This window comes from Microcystis sp. LE19-41.2A, assembly GCF_027530405.1.
Lineage (GTDB): Bacteria > Cyanobacteriota > Cyanobacteriia > Cyanobacteriales > Microcystaceae > Microcystis > Microcystis aeruginosa.
Genome location: NZ_JAPZQJ010000500.1, coordinates 1 through 16,092, shown reverse-complemented (window position 1 = coordinate 16,092; position 16,092 = coordinate 1). Strand labels below are relative to the sequence as shown.

At 41.3% G+C, this 16,092-nt stretch carries 14 protein-coding genes; 3 read left to right on the top strand and 11 right to left on the bottom strand.

Translation table 11 applies throughout. From position 1 onward, the window contains the following. Positions 1-369 (top strand): RNA-guided endonuclease TnpB family protein (locus tag O9290_RS20940; protein ID WP_288087509.1); only part of this gene is annotated, 369 nt, incomplete at its 5' end. A 51-nt stretch (positions 370-420) separates the two neighbouring features. On the opposite strand, the gene O9290_RS20935 is transcribed toward O9290_RS20940, so the two are convergent. From O9290_RS20935 to O9290_RS20925, 4 genes are all read right to left on the bottom strand, one after another. Next, the gene (locus O9290_RS20935; protein WP_002736025.1) at positions 421-756 is read right to left on the bottom strand and encodes a XisI protein; all 336 of its coding nucleotides are present in this window, start codon (positions 754-756) and stop codon (positions 421-423) included. Continuing rightward, on the bottom strand, positions 744-1,160 hold the full coding sequence (locus O9290_RS20930; RefSeq protein WP_002773633.1) for an element excision factor XisH family protein: 417 nt from the start codon (positions 1,158-1,160) through the stop codon (positions 744-746). The genes O9290_RS20935 and O9290_RS20930 overlap by 13 nt, the downstream gene beginning before the upstream one ends. Positions 1,161-1,193: 33 nt before the next feature. Next, entirely contained in the window at positions 1,194-1,349 is a 156-nt protein-coding gene (locus tag O9290_RS28585; RefSeq protein WP_002737946.1) for a DUF6888 family protein, read from the bottom strand. 475 nt (positions 1,350-1,824) lie between these two features. Continuing rightward, on the bottom strand, positions 1,825-5,046 hold the full coding sequence (locus tag O9290_RS20925; RefSeq protein WP_288087507.1) for an nSTAND1 domain-containing NTPase: 3,222 nt from the start codon (positions 5,044-5,046) through the stop codon (positions 1,825-1,827). A 304-nt stretch (positions 5,047-5,350) separates the two neighbouring features. On the opposite strand from O9290_RS20925, the gene O9290_RS20920 reads away from it, so the two are divergent. Then, positions 5,351-5,725 (top strand): CU044_2847 family protein, encoded by a 375-nt coding sequence (locus O9290_RS20920; protein ID WP_016516358.1) that lies wholly within the window; start codon positions 5,351-5,353, stop codon positions 5,723-5,725. A gap of 68 nt (positions 5,726-5,793) precedes the next feature. Here O9290_RS20920 and O9290_RS20915 read toward each other — a convergent pair whose 3' ends face one another. From O9290_RS20915 to gcvH, 3 genes are all read right to left on the bottom strand, one after another. Then, positions 5,794-6,375 (bottom strand): hypothetical protein, encoded by a 582-nt coding sequence (locus O9290_RS20915; protein ID WP_288057991.1) that lies wholly within the window; start codon positions 6,373-6,375, stop codon positions 5,794-5,796. Positions 6,376-6,609: 234 nt separating this feature from the next. Next, entirely contained in the window at positions 6,610-7,782 is a 1,173-nt protein-coding gene (gene moeB / locus O9290_RS20910) for a molybdopterin-synthase adenylyltransferase MoeB (RefSeq protein ID WP_012266195.1), read from the bottom strand. A gap of 159 nt (positions 7,783-7,941) precedes the next feature. Further along, on the bottom strand, positions 7,942-8,337 hold the full coding sequence (gene gcvH, locus O9290_RS20905; RefSeq protein WP_002737085.1) for a glycine cleavage system protein GcvH: 396 nt from the start codon (positions 8,335-8,337) through the stop codon (positions 7,942-7,944). 467 nt (positions 8,338-8,804) lie between these two features. Here gcvH and O9290_RS20900 point away from each other — a divergent pair, with 467 nt between their 5' ends. Continuing rightward, positions 8,805-11,513: a bifunctional acetate--CoA ligase family protein/GNAT family N-acetyltransferase gene (locus O9290_RS20900; RefSeq protein WP_288057993.1), complete on the top strand. Its 2,709-nt coding sequence runs from the start codon at positions 8,805-8,807 to the stop codon at positions 11,511-11,513. Between the two features lie 22 nt (positions 11,514-11,535). On the opposite strand, the gene O9290_RS20895 is transcribed toward O9290_RS20900, so the two are convergent. The 4 genes from O9290_RS20895 to O9290_RS20880 all read right to left on the bottom strand — a co-directional run bounded on the left by O9290_RS20895 (position 11,536) and on the right by O9290_RS20880 (position 15,684). Continuing rightward, positions 11,536-12,516, bottom strand: coding sequence for an NAD-dependent epimerase/dehydratase family protein (locus O9290_RS20895; protein ID WP_288057995.1), 981 nt, complete (start codon positions 12,514-12,516; stop codon positions 11,536-11,538). A 20-nt stretch (positions 12,517-12,536) separates the two neighbouring features. After that, entirely contained in the window at positions 12,537-13,316 is a 780-nt protein-coding gene (locus O9290_RS20890) for a glycosyltransferase (protein WP_288057997.1), read from the bottom strand. A 210-nt stretch (positions 13,317-13,526) separates the two neighbouring features. Beyond that, positions 13,527-14,117, bottom strand: a complete 591-nt coding sequence (locus O9290_RS20885; RefSeq protein ID WP_288058000.1) for a 2OG-Fe(II) oxygenase — start codon at positions 14,115-14,117, stop codon at positions 13,527-13,529. Next, on the bottom strand, positions 14,104-15,684 hold the full coding sequence (locus O9290_RS20880; protein WP_190356844.1) for a glycosyltransferase family protein: 1,581 nt from the start codon (positions 15,682-15,684) through the stop codon (positions 14,104-14,106). The genes O9290_RS20885 and O9290_RS20880 overlap by 14 nt, the downstream gene beginning before the upstream one ends. Positions 15,685-16,092: the final 408 nt, after the last annotated feature.

Here is a 16,092-nt window from a genome sequence, read left to right as displayed (position 1 = left end):
AATATGGTCAAAAACCCGAAATTATCTCAGGCAATATCTGATGTAAGCTGGGGAGAAATCACCCGACAATTAGCCTATAAATGCCGTTGGTATGGGAGAAATTACATCGAAATAGATAGATGGTTTCCTAGCTCTAAAAGGTGTAGTAATTGCGGGTATATTGCTGATAAAATGCCGTTAAATGTTCGAGAATGGGACTGTCCAGACTGTGGGACTCACCATGACCGAGATATTAACGCCAGTAAAAACATTTTGGCCGCAGGGCTTGCGGTGTCAGTCTGTAGAGCGACCATAAGACCAGAACAGAGTAAATCTGTTAAGGCAGGTGCGGAACCCCGCAAGGGAAAGAAGCAGAAACCTAAATCGTGAGGTTTGGGAATCGCCGTCCGTTTTACGGCGGCGAGGATGTCAATCTATAGCTTATTTTACAGCAAATTCAGTATAGGGTCGAATATGTTCGGGTTTAAAGGCAAGGACAATTTGCTCTTTAGGAATACCGGCGGCTAATAAATCAGTGGCAATACCGTCTTCGGTTCCGTCTCGTTGTATCCAGATTTTACCATTAATAATTTGTAAATGCAGTAAACAGCCATGTACTCTTTCTCGGTTATCCCAACCTTCTAAGAGAATTAGATAGTTATCAGAGTCTTTGTCAATAATGAGGAGGCGGTTTACCTCTCCAGTAGCATAGCGCAAGTTTGCATAATAACGGAGAGATTCAATAATAATTTTTCTCATTTTTTCTAAACTATCCATCTTAAAATAACCTCCTCAATTTCGTCAAAAATTAATAATTTTAATCGTTTATTGTCTAATAAAACTTGACCAATAGGATCTTCAAAAATATCGGCAAAAGCTTGTTGATGAATTGCTAAATATAAAGTTCTTTCAGATTTTAGTTTTGTCAATAAATCATAGTATAAAATATATTGTCCTAATGCTTTTTCTAAGTCATCGATAGATGATTTGCCAACAAAACTTTTAATTTCAATGGCAATTTTTTGATTGTCTTTTTCGGCGGCAATAATTTTTTCTGCTCCCAAGTCAATATATAAATCTCTTTTTCCCCAGCGAATAATTAGGGGGTCATGGGTAATTGTCCAGCCATCTTTGTCTAAGGCAGTTCTCACGGTATCATGATAAATATCTTTTGCTGGCATTTTTATTATAACTGGCGAGACATTTGGTAAAAATCAGGTTGATGATTCATCTTCAAACTCCACATTAGTGAGCAAGATGCTCACATTACTATTTTCATCATACCGAAATAGATGAATATCGGTATAGAAGTTAGACAGGGTTTGACACATTCTAATGCAAGTAAGCATCTGTTCGGGAGTGGGTATCATTATTGATGGCTTTTTCCTCCAATTTACGAGTTTATACCTGTAATAAGTATAGCATAATACTGGATTGAAACAGCTAATTTAGTGCCTTAGATTTAAGGGAATGCGAGCATCCTGCTCGCTAATTATTCAGGTAGTCTGCTGGCTAGATGTTATAGTCATTTCAAATAAGTTTGAGACATAAGCTTTTCATCATTTAAATTGGTATTTGAGGTTGTAGGGGCGAAGCATTCGGATAAGAAATCTACGGTTTCAGCGATAGGTTATTGCCCGAATGCTTCGCCCCTACGGGAGTGCTTACTGACAATAATAGTGAGCTAGGTGAGTCTTATCTCATTCTTATTTAAAACAACTATATATACCAAGCCAGAGCCTTGGCACAAGCAAATTTCAAAAAAAAATTTCGCTCGCTACGCTCGCTTAAAAGGGAAAAAAATACAGGATAAAGGGTAAAAGTGAAAGAGAAAAAAGGGAAAAGCTAAGTCCTCGACGACGCAACTACCCGCAGCCCGAGGTAGTTGATCCTAAGATCGGGACGGTGCCTGTCGCGGAAGGCACAACGGCAGTAGTCTGGGTTGCTGACCCACGAACCGCCGCGCAGCAACTTATATTGAGAATTATTCTCATTCAACCACGCCCGACCATCTATTGGTGCGCCTTCATAATGATCATGCCAATCATCTAAACACCATTCAAAGACGTTCCCGTGCATATCATAAAGTCCAAAGGCATTGGCGATTTGAAACCTGCCTACGGTGGTCGTCCTTGCAAGAGCAGTTTGTGCATAATTTGCCAAAGCTGGGTCAATTTTCCACCCAAAATGATAAGGCGGATAAATCGGATTTTGGCTTAATTCTTCACTGATAACTGATAACTGATAACTGATAACTGACCTACAGGCATATTCCCACTCCGCTTCACTGGGTAAACTGTATTGATAGCCTTTCCCTTTTTGCTGAGACCAATGGGATAGTCTCTCACAAAATTCCACTGCTTCGTACCAACTAATACATTCCACTGGTCGGCGGCTATACCCTTTATAGTAGGAAGGTTCTGGGTTAAGATCCCGTTCAATTTTAGGCATAGAAGCCACTACTCGCCACTGCGCCTGCGTTACTAGATATTTGCCCATCAGAAAGGGAGAAATTTTGACCTTGTGTTGCGGAAGTTCATCTGGATATGCTCCTGCTTCTCCTTCACAAGAACCCATCCAAAACTCACCACCAGGAATCTCCACCATTTCTAGGCTTATTTCACCTTCTAACTGTTCGATTACTGTGCTTGGTAGGTCGTTTTCTGCGATGATTGAGAGGACAATATTTCCTTGCTTATCAACTTCTGCTGTCCAGATAGGAACCTCCTGTCCCCACTGCTTCAGTAACCAGGAAGCTGACAGCCTTATCTGTGCTTTTTCCTTCTCATCTGTGAGTAATTGCCATAGCCTTTCTTGATTGAGGAATAATTTACGGACTGCCTCTTTTTCTAATGTCTCTCGCTCTAAATTATCAATATCTGGACTTCTCAGGTAAGAACGTAACTCCTCCTGGCTACTAGCTTGGAGAAACTCTTGAGCCAAGTCCGTAGTTTCCACTGTGTCTTTATATTGTTGCAGAACTTTCTCCGCGTCTGCTAACTTGTCACCCGACCACAAATAATCCTGAGATTTGTTATTTTTCTGCCAATTTTGGGCATCTTTATCCACCTGTTTCGCTAATTCTCTACCCTGGCGAGTTTCGGTTCGCCACAGATTCAGGTTGTCCCACTTTTCAATTAAAGCTTCATGGGCTAAATCTACCCAAGCTTCTTCTTCTCGTTCAGTTTTTCCCGTTACTAAAAGGCGACCTTTTACTAATCCTTGTTTTCCTTCAATTAGTTCTGTTAAAACTTTTTGTCCTTCTTGATTATCTCCGGCTAAAGACAAGATAAAGGCTTTTGATTGACGCAATCTGGTATCTTTTTCCCCATCTCCTATTTGCAGAAGATTCAAGAAAATTCGCTTGATTAAAGTTTTCTCTGCTTCCGTTCGCTCTTTTACAGGTTTTTCTTCTTCATAATCCCTATATTGATAGACTTTATCAGCTTGACAATTTAACGCTCCTACTATCCCACCTATCGCCTCATAAGTATCTAAAGTCAGCCGATGTTCTGCCTCATCTCGTTTCTGCCAAAGCTGGGTTAAAGCAAACTCTAATAATGGTAAAAATCCTGGTTCTTGTTGAATATCTTCAAGGATGTTATTGAGTAAATCATTAGTAACTTCATAGCCTTGCAGTTTGGCTGGTTCGGTGATAGCTTCTAGCAAATCTAATCCCCTTAGATCTGGCAGGTATTCGGCGTTATTTTGAATCAGTTGTCGCAGCCCATCGTAACGCAAACAGGGTTCAATAAAATCCGCCCTCATGGTAGCGACAACTGCCAGGGGAGAGTCAGGAATTGTGGCAACTTGAGTAATCAATTCAATAAAGCGATCGCGCTGTTCCGCTAGAGCAAAAGTGAATAATTCCTCAAATTGATCTACCACCAGCAAGAATTTGTGTTCGCGGGGAAAAAGCTCTAATAGCGGGTTTAAGCCTTCGCTGTCTTGATTATTGATACATTCATCCAGCAATTGTTGATCATCTCGAAAATAGGGTAACAGCAAGCTTTCCAACATTGTTAACGGCTTAAATCCAGGCTTGATCGGTTCGAGAATTTGCCATCCTAATTCTTCCAACCAGGGTATCAATCCCGCCAGAACTACCGAAGATTTACCACTTCCAGAAGCACCAATCAGAGGGACAAAATTTAGCCGATCCAGCTTAGATTTGATGTCGTCCACCACTCGCTTGCGTCCGAAGAAAAATGGGCGTTCCTTCTTAGTAAACGCCAGCAATCCTTGATAGGGACAGCGCAATTCTCCCTTCTCATCTAGTAACGGGTTCACTTCTTTAACTTGAGGTTGCGCCCCATAGTTGACCAGAATTAGCGATCGCCCAACTCCCATGCGAATCGGTTCTTGACCCTTCCCGCGCAATTCCCGCGAAACGAAATCAAACAGGCGATCGGCACTAATTTCTCCCGTTTCTGGGTCAGCCTGTTTTTGCGACAATCCCTTCAGTAAAGCGGCGGTGAACAAACTGTATTCCTCATCTTCCCACGCTACCTGTTCTGACCGACAGGCGGCGATTAGGTAGTAATCTTGCTTCTCCTTAAACGCTGAGAGGCTAGGTTCTAGCAAAATGCGATCTAGTCCCCGATTTTCGGGCAATAACGCCCCCGCATGGCAACAGTCTAGCATTACCACCAGATTACTCAAACTAGAACGCCGTAATAAAGGATTGAGTTCTCGGTCTAAAGAAATGGCATTTTTGCCGTCGGGTTGGCTATCGGAGGTGGCGAGATAGGCTTCCCCGTCACCGATGCGATTGATCAGGCGAAACCCGTGTCCTGAAAAGTAGATCAAGACTTCTTGATTTTTGGTCTGCTCTCCCGATAAGATTTGCTGTAAGGCTTGCAAGACTTCATTCCCCGTCACCTTTCCTGGAACAACTTCGTAGCGTTTTTCTGCGGCAATCCAGCGATTGGGTAGGCGTTCTACATTCTCAAATGTCTTGGTATTCTCCAAGAATTGAGCAACAGCTTCTGCATCTTGGGCGGGTTTGCTCAAAGATGGCAGGAAATCGTAATCGTTAATGCCGATGACGAGGGCGTAGCGAGCCATAGACAGTCAGCAAGGGATGGAAATGTTTTTTATGTTAGGTTGTTTTTTGATAAACTGCAAGGAAAGCATAGGCCCTCCCTTAGATGACCTTTTCGGCTCTTCTCGACTTTGTGTGATAATTTTTGCTTATGGAATCGTGAAATGCTTACTGGGCAAGACTTTTAGGACTATTTTGCTGATATTCTATCAGTATAGACCCCGTTTCCACACAGAAACCAGAAGAGCCCCTTTTCTTATCATCACAAGTACGGGAGAGCCAAGAAATAGTTAAGAAAAAAGTTAATTTTCAATTTTTGCATTATTTATGACTCGACTAACTCCGATCCAAATTGACGAAAACACTCTAATTTATATAGAGTCCACCGATGACCTGGAAATTCCGACCGAGACATTAAAAACGGAGGGAAGAGTTGCTAAAGGGGTAATTAATGTACCAGATAAACAGCAAATTTTACAGAATTTTCAGACAATTGAAGATACAATTCGTACCTACACTACTTATACCTTAAACGCTTTTCGCAATTTAGCCATTGCCAACATTGAGGAAGTCACTTTACAATTTGGTGTGGAAATCGGCGGTGAGGTAGGAATCCCTTATATTACCAAAGGAACCGCTAAAAGTAATTTAAATATTACGGTTAAGTGTACCTTTCCTAAGCCGCCGAACTCGTCTGATTGATGGTTCAATCTTTAACGTTTTCTGGTTCTTCCGTATATTCCCAAAATAAGAGAGCCAAATAATCTTGATTAAGGTCTCTGGTCTTGATTTTGGGGATAACTGGGGAATAGATCCCTGGGGAAATCCTCGGCACTTAAACAGGTTTGTAAAGCTTGGGAGGGATTATTTTTGTCCACATCACGACTGACAGCGATAACGCATTGGGAAAAGCGCCCGGGTAATAAACTTTGACGACAGGAATCTAAAACCTGTTTAGAAATCCCTAATTTATCAGGTTCCTTGGCTGTTTCGGTTTGTTTGAGGGAATTAGTGGCAAATAAGGGGGCAGCGCGATGGATATCGACTACACAATTACCTAGGTCAATAGGACGACGCACTTGAAAACAAGCTTGCAGGGCCAGATTACCATCGATCGGGGTTTTGGATTTAATCATCACCACACACCGGGATAATTCTTTAGGAATTAATGCTTCTGAACAAGCGGTGGCGGCATCTTCGGGACTGACTCCCGTGCCGACAATCTGACTGATACAGGCACTGAATTGATTATTGTTGCCAAATGCGATCGCTGCTCGGTTCATTTCTACTAAGCCAAGGGAAATAGTAGCGATTGCGCTCCAACTAGCAATTTTTTTAATATGGTTTTTCATCGTTCGCTCACACCGAGGATTTTAAGGCTAACTGGCCTTGATCTTAACAGATTCAGAGAGAACAGGAAACACAGAGAAGGGGAGATGGGGGGATGGGGAATGGGGTAGGGTTGATTCATGAATCAACCCTACCTTGAATCAACCCTAGGGAGATGGGGGGATAGGGAATGGGGAAATTCAACTAATATCCCAAAACCCTAACACCCTAACACCCCAAAACCCAAGGGCCAAAATTTAGTATTCTGGTACAGTGGAATCGACTTCGCGACTCCAGGCGCTGATGCCACCTTTGACGTTAATTCCTTCGATACCTGCGTCTTTGAGGATAGCGAGGGCTTTAGCGGAACGTCCCCCCATCTTACAATGGGCGATAAGACGATAACCGTTGACTAATTCCTTAATTTTGGGAATTGCCGCACCATTTTCGATATCGGGTAGGGGAATTAGCACCGAGTTGGGGATATTAGCGATTTGGTACTCGTTGGGATTACGCACATCGATGAGAATGTAATCATTGGCATTGCTGTCAATTAGTGCTTTTAACTCTACTACGGTCATTTCTGTCATTTTTTGCTGTTCTGCCGCTTCTTGTGCTTTCGCTTGCGGGATACCGCAGAATTGTTCGTAATCAATTAATTTTTCAATGACGGGACGGATGGGATTCGGGCGCAATTTTAACTCACGGAATTTCATTTCCCAAGCATTGTAAAGCAGTAAACGACCACTAAGGGTATCCGGTGCGCCGAGGATAATTTTAATGGCTTCTGTGGCTTGAATTGTGCCGATTACTCCGGGTAAAACTCCTAAAACACCGCCTTCCGCACAGGAGGGAACCATCCCCGGTGGTGGCGGTTCGGGATAGAGATCGCGGTAGTTGGGACCGCCTTGGTAGTTAAAAACGGTTGCTTGTCCTTCAAAGCGGAAAATTGAGCCATAGACGTTGGGTTTGTCGAGAAGAACACAAGCATCATTAGTCAGATAACGGGTGGGGAAATTATCCGTCCCGTCGATGACTACATCATAGGGGGCTAAAATGTCAAGGGCATTTTCGGAACTTATGCGGGTTTCGTACAAATCCACCTGACAATAGGGGTTAATTTCTAGAATTCTGTCCTTAGCGGAAACAATTTTCGGTTTACCTACCCAAGAAGTGCCGTGAATAATTTGACGTTGCAGATTGGAACTATCGACGATATCGAAGTCAACAATACCGATTCTACCGATGCCAGCCGCCGCTAGATAGAGTAAAAGCGGGGAACCGAGTCCCCCGGTGCCGATGCAGAGAACACTGGCGGCTTTTAGTTTTTTTTGACCTTCTAAGCCCACTTCGGGCAGAATAATGTGTCGAGAGTAGCGTTGAACCTCCTCTTTGGAAAGTTCGATCGCCGCGAGATTAGGATTTAGCATAGATTGGGTAAATAGTGAAACCTGACTCGATTCGGGCAAGAATTTCGTCTCAGCACGATTTAGAGACAAAAATCAGGAAGACTCGATCGCTTCCTGGATTTTCAATTCTTTCTATGCCTATGATAGTGTGAGGGTCTGGCTGCGTGTTGTTAATATTAGTTAACTTTCCCCTGCTACTTGGGCGCGGTATTCACTAGCGGAGAGGGTATCAGCCAAGGCAGTATCGGGATTTTCTACCCGCACTTTTAATAACCAACCCTCCCCGTGGGGATCATCGGCAATTAATTCGGGGGAGTCAATCATCGCTTGATTGCGATCAACTACGGTTCCCGAGACGGGAGGATAAAGATCTTCTACCGCTTTTACCGATTCGATCGTGCCGAAACTACTACCTACTTCCAGCGCCTCTCCCAATTCGGGCAATTCTAGAAACACGATATCACCCAATTGATCGACGGCAAAAGCACTAATTCCCAAGGTAGCGATTTCACCTTCGAGTCTGACGTATTCGTGGGTTTCTAGGTATCTCAAATCCTCGGGATATTCCAGTTCCATCGTCTGTCTCTAAATATTTACAGCATCAGTTAGTTTACTAGATCTCTTGGGGAAAATGTTCATCGGCTAGGGCTGTTTTATTGCCGATCGCTGCCTAGGGTTTGGTGAAAAAGTTTTTCCTGGTGGCAGGGTGTGGGGTGTGGGGTGTAGGGTTTTACCGATTTTGAGGAGGTCAATTACCTAATTTTCAGGGAAAAAGTCCCTAAAATTTTCCCCCCATCACTCCAATGGTCGGCACTTTTTGAGGGAAAAAAAGTCTGAAAACCTTATCCAACCAAGTTTTTAGATTTATTCAGCCAACCCTACCTAGACAAAATTAATTACACCGATCAAACCCTGATTAAACAGCTAAAATTGGTTTAGATCGATCAGGGAAAGCTGGAACACCGGAACACTGGAACAGTAGGGGTTAGCTGCTTTTTTAGCTCACTTAACAATACCCAGTTTAAATGCCTCCTAGCTTACTTATGTTAAATTCCATCTTAGAGCCTCGTGGTGGCGAACATCAAACCATAAGAGCCTTTTTTGAGCCAAAAAACATCGCTGTGGTGGGATTTAATCGCCAAAATCCCCAACTCGATCGCACTCTTTTAAATAATCTCCATCATAATCCCGGTCAGCACCGTCTTTATCTAGTTAATCCTCACCCCGAAAACTGGCTCGATCTTCCCAGCTATAGCAGTTTACCAGATATCCAGGCGGCGATCGATCTGGTAATTATCACCGCCCCCGCTCCCGAAATTCCCGCTATTATCGCCCAATCTGTCGAAAAACAGGTTAAATGCGCCCTGATTCTCTCCACGGGTTTTCGGGAAACTGGACAGATGGGGGAAAATTTACTTAGGGAAATTAAAGCGATCGCTGGTCAAAAATTACGCATCATCGGTCCCCATAGCTCAGGAATCTGCAATATAAGCCAAAATCTTAACGCCACCTTTTCCCCCATCCTGCCGAAAACTGGTTCAATTGCCCTGATTAGTCAAAGTGGGGCGATCGCTGCTGCCATGCTTGATTGGAGTTTAAGCGAAAATGTCGGTTTTAGTCACTTTATCTCCCTCGGAGTCCTTTTAGATGTGGATTGGGGCGAATTACTCTATTATTTGGGAGACGATCCCCAAACCAAAAGCATCGTTATCTACCTGGAATCCCTGAATAATGCCCGCTCTTTTCTGTCCTCGGCCCGAGAAGTTGCCCTAAATAAACCAATTATCGCCATTAGTCGCCACAGTACCGACTTTGACCCCACTTCTCTTTCCCATGCTGGCAAATTGACCAGCGATCAGCTAACTCTCTCCGCTGCCTTTGCTCGTTGTGGCATCGTGGAAGTACAAAGACTGGCCGATCTCTTGAATATCACGCAAGTTTTAGCGAAAATTCCCCGATTTCCCCGGGGAAAACGCTTGACAATCATCAGCAATGGTGTGGCTCCCGCTCTTTTAGCGGCCTCGGCTTTACTGGCGGAAGATGGACAACTGGCAACCCTTACCCCCGCAACGATCGAAAAACTAGCTCCTCTTGTTCCCGCGGATATTGTCCCCCAAAATCCTATCGATCTGCGTCGCAGCAGCGATCCCGATAGCTACGCTCGCGCCCTAGAGATCGCTTTAGCGGATGCACATACCGACGCGGTGTTGATGATTCTCTCGCCTCGCTTTAACACTGATCTGCGAGAAATTGCTCATAGAATCGCTTCAATCGCTCAAAATAGCAAAAAACCCATTTTAGCAAGTTTGATGGGGGGAGAGGGCATTGCAGAGGGAGTAGCGTTATTAAATCAGCAGGGTATCCCCACCTATCGCTATCCCGATTCGGCGGCCCGGGTGTTTAATTTGCTCTGGAAATATGAGGAGAATCTGCGCGGTCTTTATCAAACGCCAATTTTAACCAATTCTCAGGAAAATGGCTCCGATCGAGTTTTAGTTAGCCAGATTATCGAGCAAGCAGGGGATAGAACAATTCTCAGTGAGCCAGAGTCTTTAGATATACTCAAAGCTTATGGAATCCCTGTTATTGTCACTAAAATTGCTGAAAGTGCCGCAGAAGCAGTTAATCTCGCTGAATCTCTCGGTTATCCCGTGGTGATGAAACTGCATTCGAGGACGATTATCCATAAAAGCGCGGTGGGTGGGGTACAATTGCCGCTTTTTTCCCCTAGGGCAGTGGTACAAGCATATCAGGCGATCGAAGCTAATATTAGCGCACAAGTGGGTGGGGAGCATTTTCTCGGAGTGATTATTCAACCGATGTTAGAAATCGATCGAGGATATGAGTTAATTATCGGCTCTAATTACGATGATCAGTGCGGACCGGTGATAATTTTTGGTACTGGTGGCCGTTTAGTCGATATTTTTCAAGATTACGCCACCGCTCTACCTCCTTTAAATACTAATCTCGCGCGCCGACTTTTAGAAAAAACCAAGATTTATCGGGCTTTTCAGGGACTAAATGGGATTAAATCGCTTAATTTAGCGAATTTAGAGCAAATAATCGTTAAATTTAGTCACCTGGTCAGTGAACAACCTCGCATTAAAACTATCGATATTAATCCCTTTTTTGCCGATTCAGAGCAATTAATCGCCCTTTCCGCTTCTATCCTTCTTCATCCTCCAACTACACCCCCAGAAAAGTTATCTCATCCGGCGATTCGTCCCTATCCCGAACATTATATAGAACCTTGGACGACGAAAAGAGGCTTAAAAGTGCTAATTCGTCCAATTCAGGCAGCAGATGAGCCTTTAGTGCGACAATTTCACCATTATCTCTCGGAAGAAACTATTTATTATCGTTATTTTCATCTTGTCAATCTTGATCGCCAAACCGCTTATGATCGTCTTACGCGCATTTGTTTTATCGACTACGATCGAGTAATGAGCTTAGTGGTAGAGATTAATAACGATCAGACGGAAGAGCCAGAAATTATCGCTATAGGACGCTTAAATAAACTGCACGGCGTTAATGTGGCGGAATTTGACCTATTAGTTAGGGATGACTATCAAGGTCAAGGAATTGGTACAGAGTTACTACAGCGTTTAGTCACTATTGGCAAAAAGGAAGGATTAGAGGGAATTGAAGGGGAAATTTTAAGGGATAACCGCGCTATGCAGATGATAGCCGCTAAAGTGGGGTTTTCTCTCTATAAAACTGCCGATTTTGTCAAAGCGGAACTTGAATTATGAAGTCTTTTTGACAAGCTGATCACTAATTTTCTGGCTGAATGGTTCGAGCTAATCCTTGCTCTAAAGTAAAGGGAGGTTGCCAATCTAGGGTTTTTTGAATATAGCTAGAGTCAACGGCAAGAGAACCAAGCAAGCGATCGATATTATAGCTGTTAAAAGGGAGATTTTTCCCTGTTATGGATTCTATGGTATCACCCAGATAACCTAAGAATCTAAGTAGGGTAGTGGGGACGGGCAGCAATTGACAGGGTTGTTGAATTCGTTGAGCAATGAGACGAATTAATTGGGGAGTAGAAACATTTTGGTTATCGCTAATTAAAAAGATTTGATTAACCGCATTAGGATGATCTAAACAGGTAATAATGGCATCAACTAAGTTACCCACAAAGACAAAACTACGACGATTTTTGATCGCACCAAAAGGTAAAGGTAATCCCCGTTTAATTAGTTTCATCAAGCGCTCCATATTAGCGCGATTGCCTAGTCCGTAAACTAGAGTAGGACGAAGGATTGTCCAAGTCATGTCACTATCTTTGGCAAGGTTAATTAAAGCTTGTTCCGCTTGTAGTTTACTACGACCATAGGGACTATCAGGATGACAGGGAGAATTTTCGTTAAGAATATTATCACTTTCGGCAGCCATAGCATGAATAGAACTGACAAAAATAAAGTGCTTAACTCCCGCTTTTAGCGACTGCTTAACTAGGTTAATAGTCCCCTTAGTGTTAACTTTTATAAATGCTGCTTCTGGATTGGATATAGTCTCATGAAGGATATGAGCGCGTCCTGCTAGATGAATAACGGTATCAATGCCTAGCAATGCTTCTTGCCAATCGGTTATATCATTAATTTCACCCACCTGAATAGCCTTAATTGACAGGGATGCAGGAAACTCAAATTTCTGGCGAATTGCAGCTGTTATTTGGTAGTTATGTTGGTGTAAAGTTGGCAGTAAGTGGCTGCCAATAAAGCCGGTAGAACCTGTAACTAAAACGTTTTTCATTATTAATTATTCAATTAAGTTTAGTAAAGTCTCCAACCATGTTTATTAAAAAAATACACAGCCGATTGAGCAAAAACTATAGCCAGTTTAGTAGAGTTGTGCGCTCCTCTTGCCCAATGATGATAAATATTCACATGGGGATAAAGTATGGTTTTATATTTTTTAGACATTCTAAGGGTTAAATCATAATCTTCAAAATACATAAACATATTTTTATCAAAATAGCCAATATCATCTAAATATTTTCTGTTAAATAGCATAAAACATCCACTAATAATCGGTACTTCTATTATCTGGTTATAGCTAATATCTCTCATTTCATACCAGTCCAATCTCTTTTTGAAAAGAAATTGCATTTTGTTTGGTATAAAACGTCTAATAAATAAGGTCAAAACTGTGGGTTGACGCTTACAAAGGTATTGGATGTCCCCATTAGGGTAAGATATTTTTGGAGTAATCAATCCCACCTCTTGATGTTTATCGAGGTAGTGAATAAGTTCAGTGATTACATTATTATCAAAATAAACATCTGGATTGATAACTAAATGATAATCATAATTTTTAGCCCTAGTAATAGCTAGGTTATGTCCTTGACCAAAACCAACGTTATTACCATTATTGAAGTAATAATCTATATCGTATTCCTGAAAATTATCGAATATTTTTTTTAGTTCATCAGTGGGAGAATTATCTACTACTGATAAATTAATTTCTATTGGTGTGCTGAACAGAGATTTAATTGCTTGAGTAACTATCTCTGGGTCATTTTTGTAAAGGACAAGGGAGGCCGTAAGTTGCATAATTCTGGAGGAATACAGTGGTTTTACCGAACTTACCATGAAGGAGATTGCTGAAAGTTTCTTTATGACTAGATCATAGCAAAAGTTGCTCAAATGATCCTTTAGATGTCTCAATCCTTTGTCCAGCAAACACTTCAGGGATTTTATTTTTTACATCTTTCCCCCCAGGTTCGGAAGAACCAATAAAGTTAAACATTAGGGATAATATATTTACTTCTTGTACCTGTGCCAAGGTTTAACAATTCCTTGGGGAAAAACCTTGCGGATATTATTACGGATAGCTATGTCAGCTTGTAGCCACAAGTCTCGAAGTTTTTGTTCGGGTCGCCCTCGAAAAGAGGTGACATGAAAATAATCTTCACTTTCGGGTGATACGGGAGAGAAATAATAGTTGGATACACAACATCTCGAACCATTATATATAACCGGATTAACAGAATGATATGAACTTTTGTCCGTCTTCATAATTACTAGCCTGTTAAATTTGCTCCAAATTGTCCTCTGAGGAGATTTTAATCCATTATCCCACAGTTCTAAATTGCCTCCATAACCCTCTTGCCAATCTGGTGTTACATAATACAGTAAATTGAGAACTCTGTAATTCTTTCTGTCTTTATCATGGGAATTATCTATGTGAGGATTAAGGAAGCACCCTCGATCCATCAAGCTAATTCCACCAGCATACAAATATTCATCAGGTAATAATTGAGGTATTCCGGTAATTTCACTCAACAGAGATAAAATTTTAGGATATTGAAAAGCATAAATAATTTCTTCAAGCAGCGGGTTATAGAGATTCATTGTTATCTACCATCTTAAACAGAGTAACCCCATCTAATTCAAAGACTTTATCAAAATGTTTTTGTGCATAATTATAAATTTGAGGAGCCAGGGATTTTGCTACAACAGTAATCCGTTTTTGTTGAACGATATCTGAAAATGAATTAGCACTTAGAGAATAGTCAAAAAACATTAAATAGTTATAACCTAAAGCTTGGTAATCCTTGAGTTCTAGGATAGGTTCTTTATCATTAGACATAAACAAAGCCGTTTGACGATTCAAAAAATAAGTTGGAGTTGCTCCATAGGATGGAGATATTTGTACTATTTTTGCCTGTAGAGGTATTAAATTACCAATAGATACAAGAGAACCGGAGTTGGGAAGTTTATCCGCCTTTAAATATAAGGTTCCCCAAGTTACCATGAGCAGGTGAATCATGAAAACTACTAGAAAAATTTTTGAAGATAAAATTTTTGAGCCTTTTATAGTCAACTCATTAATTCCAATAACAGCAATAAAGATGAGCCAAAATAAAACAATAAGTGTATATTGTGGCTCCCTAATCATATAAGTTCTTTGACTTAAATAAACGAATCCTATACTGAATAAAGCCGACGGAACCCAGAGGCGATAGCGTCGCTCTCTGAAAACTACTGGAATAGCTGGAAACAGGAAAACTATTCCAGGAATACCAAGGCCAAAAAGAGTAGCCCAACTTATAGTTTTAATGTAAAAACTTGGACTCAGCAACAAATTTAGCAATGGTGCTTGAGCGGCAGATGCCTTCAAAATATTCCAGCTACCAGGTGGGTCTAAGTAAATAAGTAAGTTCCACAAGGCCAAGGCCATAACCGCGATTAACCAATATAGGCAAAACGCTATAAATTTTGTTTTTCTTTGCCGGAAAGACTTAATGGCCAGCAAAGCTACAGGTAATCCATAGGGGATTAGGTTGGGTTTCCCCAGCACACCGATAACAGCGAAAAGTATAGCTGATGTCAAAAATCCAATCCAAGTCCATCTGTCATTAGCTATTGTTGAAGCACGATTGGCCGTATAACCAGCAAAGTATAAGCTAGTCACTAGACCGGTTAAAGCTACAATATCGGGCATGGCCACCTGACCAAAGTGTAAAAATAATGGGGATAAAACTAAAAGCAATAAACCAAAAGATGATGCATAAAATCCATTAAATAGACGAAAGAAAAGCAAAGAAAATACGATAGTTATTAAAGAAAAAAGCAAGGATATAGTTGTATAAATCCAACCGTGAAATCCAAAAATTTTTGAAAATAAATACCCCAATACTCCATGGAAAGGAAATTCAAAACGAATCACGGTATAGGATTGTGATGGAGGATACTGTGGGGCGTAAATATTGGCAAAATTAGCTTTCGGCTGCCAAAAAGAAAGTAATCCATTTTCATAAATTTGTCGGGAAATTTCCAGAGTTTGGTTTTGTCTCTCATGAGCTGTACTTTTAGAGCTTTGTCTTATGCCAATTAGGTAAATGCTTAGCACAAAAATAAAAGCTAGTAAAATGACTAATATTTCTCTTTTTTTTGGGCTTAAAAATGTGACCTTCATAATAACGCTGTTCCTGTGCTGATTTTACTCTTAGATACATCTGTCAATATATCGATGCCTGTAATCGATGAAACTTTTTCGGCTATTTTGCACATATTTATTAGCCCTGCACCCATGATTCTATTTTTTAACTTTTTTATTTACCTCATTAAGCATTTATGCTTAATGCAAATGTGAGATGCTCCCTTACTTTACCATATCAAAACTTCAAATGTCAAAAAGTATATTTTTGACATTTCCAGAAAATTGCTCGAAGCTAAAATTTTTGGTGGTGATTCGGTAGTAGTGATGGCGGCTTAATCCTTTGCCAGGTGTGCATTGTAGTCATGGATAAAATACCAAAGGGCTCCCCAACGTGATTCTCCATTTTTTTAGAGAAAGATAGACTCTCTCTCACCAACCGAGAAA

Coding starts and splice junctions, on each gene's coding strand:
- O9290_RS20935 (WP_002736025.1), bottom strand. CDS start 756: ATGGATAGTTTAGAAAAAATGAGAAAAATTATTATTGAATCTCTCCGT.
- O9290_RS20930 (WP_002773633.1), bottom strand. CDS start 1,160: ATGCCAGCAAAAGATATTTATCATGATACCGTGAGAACTGCCTTAGAC.
- O9290_RS28585 (WP_002737946.1), bottom strand. CDS start 1,349: ATGATACCCACTCCCGAACAGATGCTTACTTGCATTAGAATGTGTCAA.
- O9290_RS20925 (WP_288087507.1), bottom strand. CDS start 5,046: ATGGCTCGCTACGCCCTCGTCATCGGCATTAACGATTACGATTTCCTG.
- O9290_RS20920 (WP_016516358.1), top strand. CDS start 5,351: ATGACTCGACTAACTCCGATCCAAATTGACGAAAACACTCTAATTTAT.
- O9290_RS20915 (WP_288057991.1), bottom strand. CDS start 6,375: ATGAAAAACCATATTAAAAAAATTGCTAGTTGGAGCGCAATCGCTACT.
- moeB (WP_012266195.1), bottom strand. CDS start 7,782: ATGCTAAATCCTAATCTCGCGGCGATCGAACTTTCCAAAGAGGAGGTT.
- gcvH (WP_002737085.1), bottom strand. CDS start 8,337: ATGGAACTGGAATATCCCGAGGATTTGAGATACCTAGAAACCCACGAA.
- O9290_RS20900 (WP_288057993.1), top strand. CDS start 8,805: ATGTTAAATTCCATCTTAGAGCCTCGTGGTGGCGAACATCAAACCATA.
- O9290_RS20895 (WP_288057995.1), bottom strand. CDS start 12,516: ATGAAAAACGTTTTAGTTACAGGTTCTACCGGCTTTATTGGCAGCCAC.
- O9290_RS20890 (WP_288057997.1), bottom strand. CDS start 13,316: ATGCAACTTACGGCCTCCCTTGTCCTTTACAAAAATGACCCAGAGATA.
- O9290_RS20885 (WP_288058000.1), bottom strand. CDS start 14,117: ATGAATCTCTATAACCCGCTGCTTGAAGAAATTATTTATGCTTTTCAA.
- O9290_RS20880 (WP_190356844.1), bottom strand. CDS start 15,684: ATGAAGGTCACATTTTTAAGCCCAAAAAAAAGAGAAATATTAGTCATT.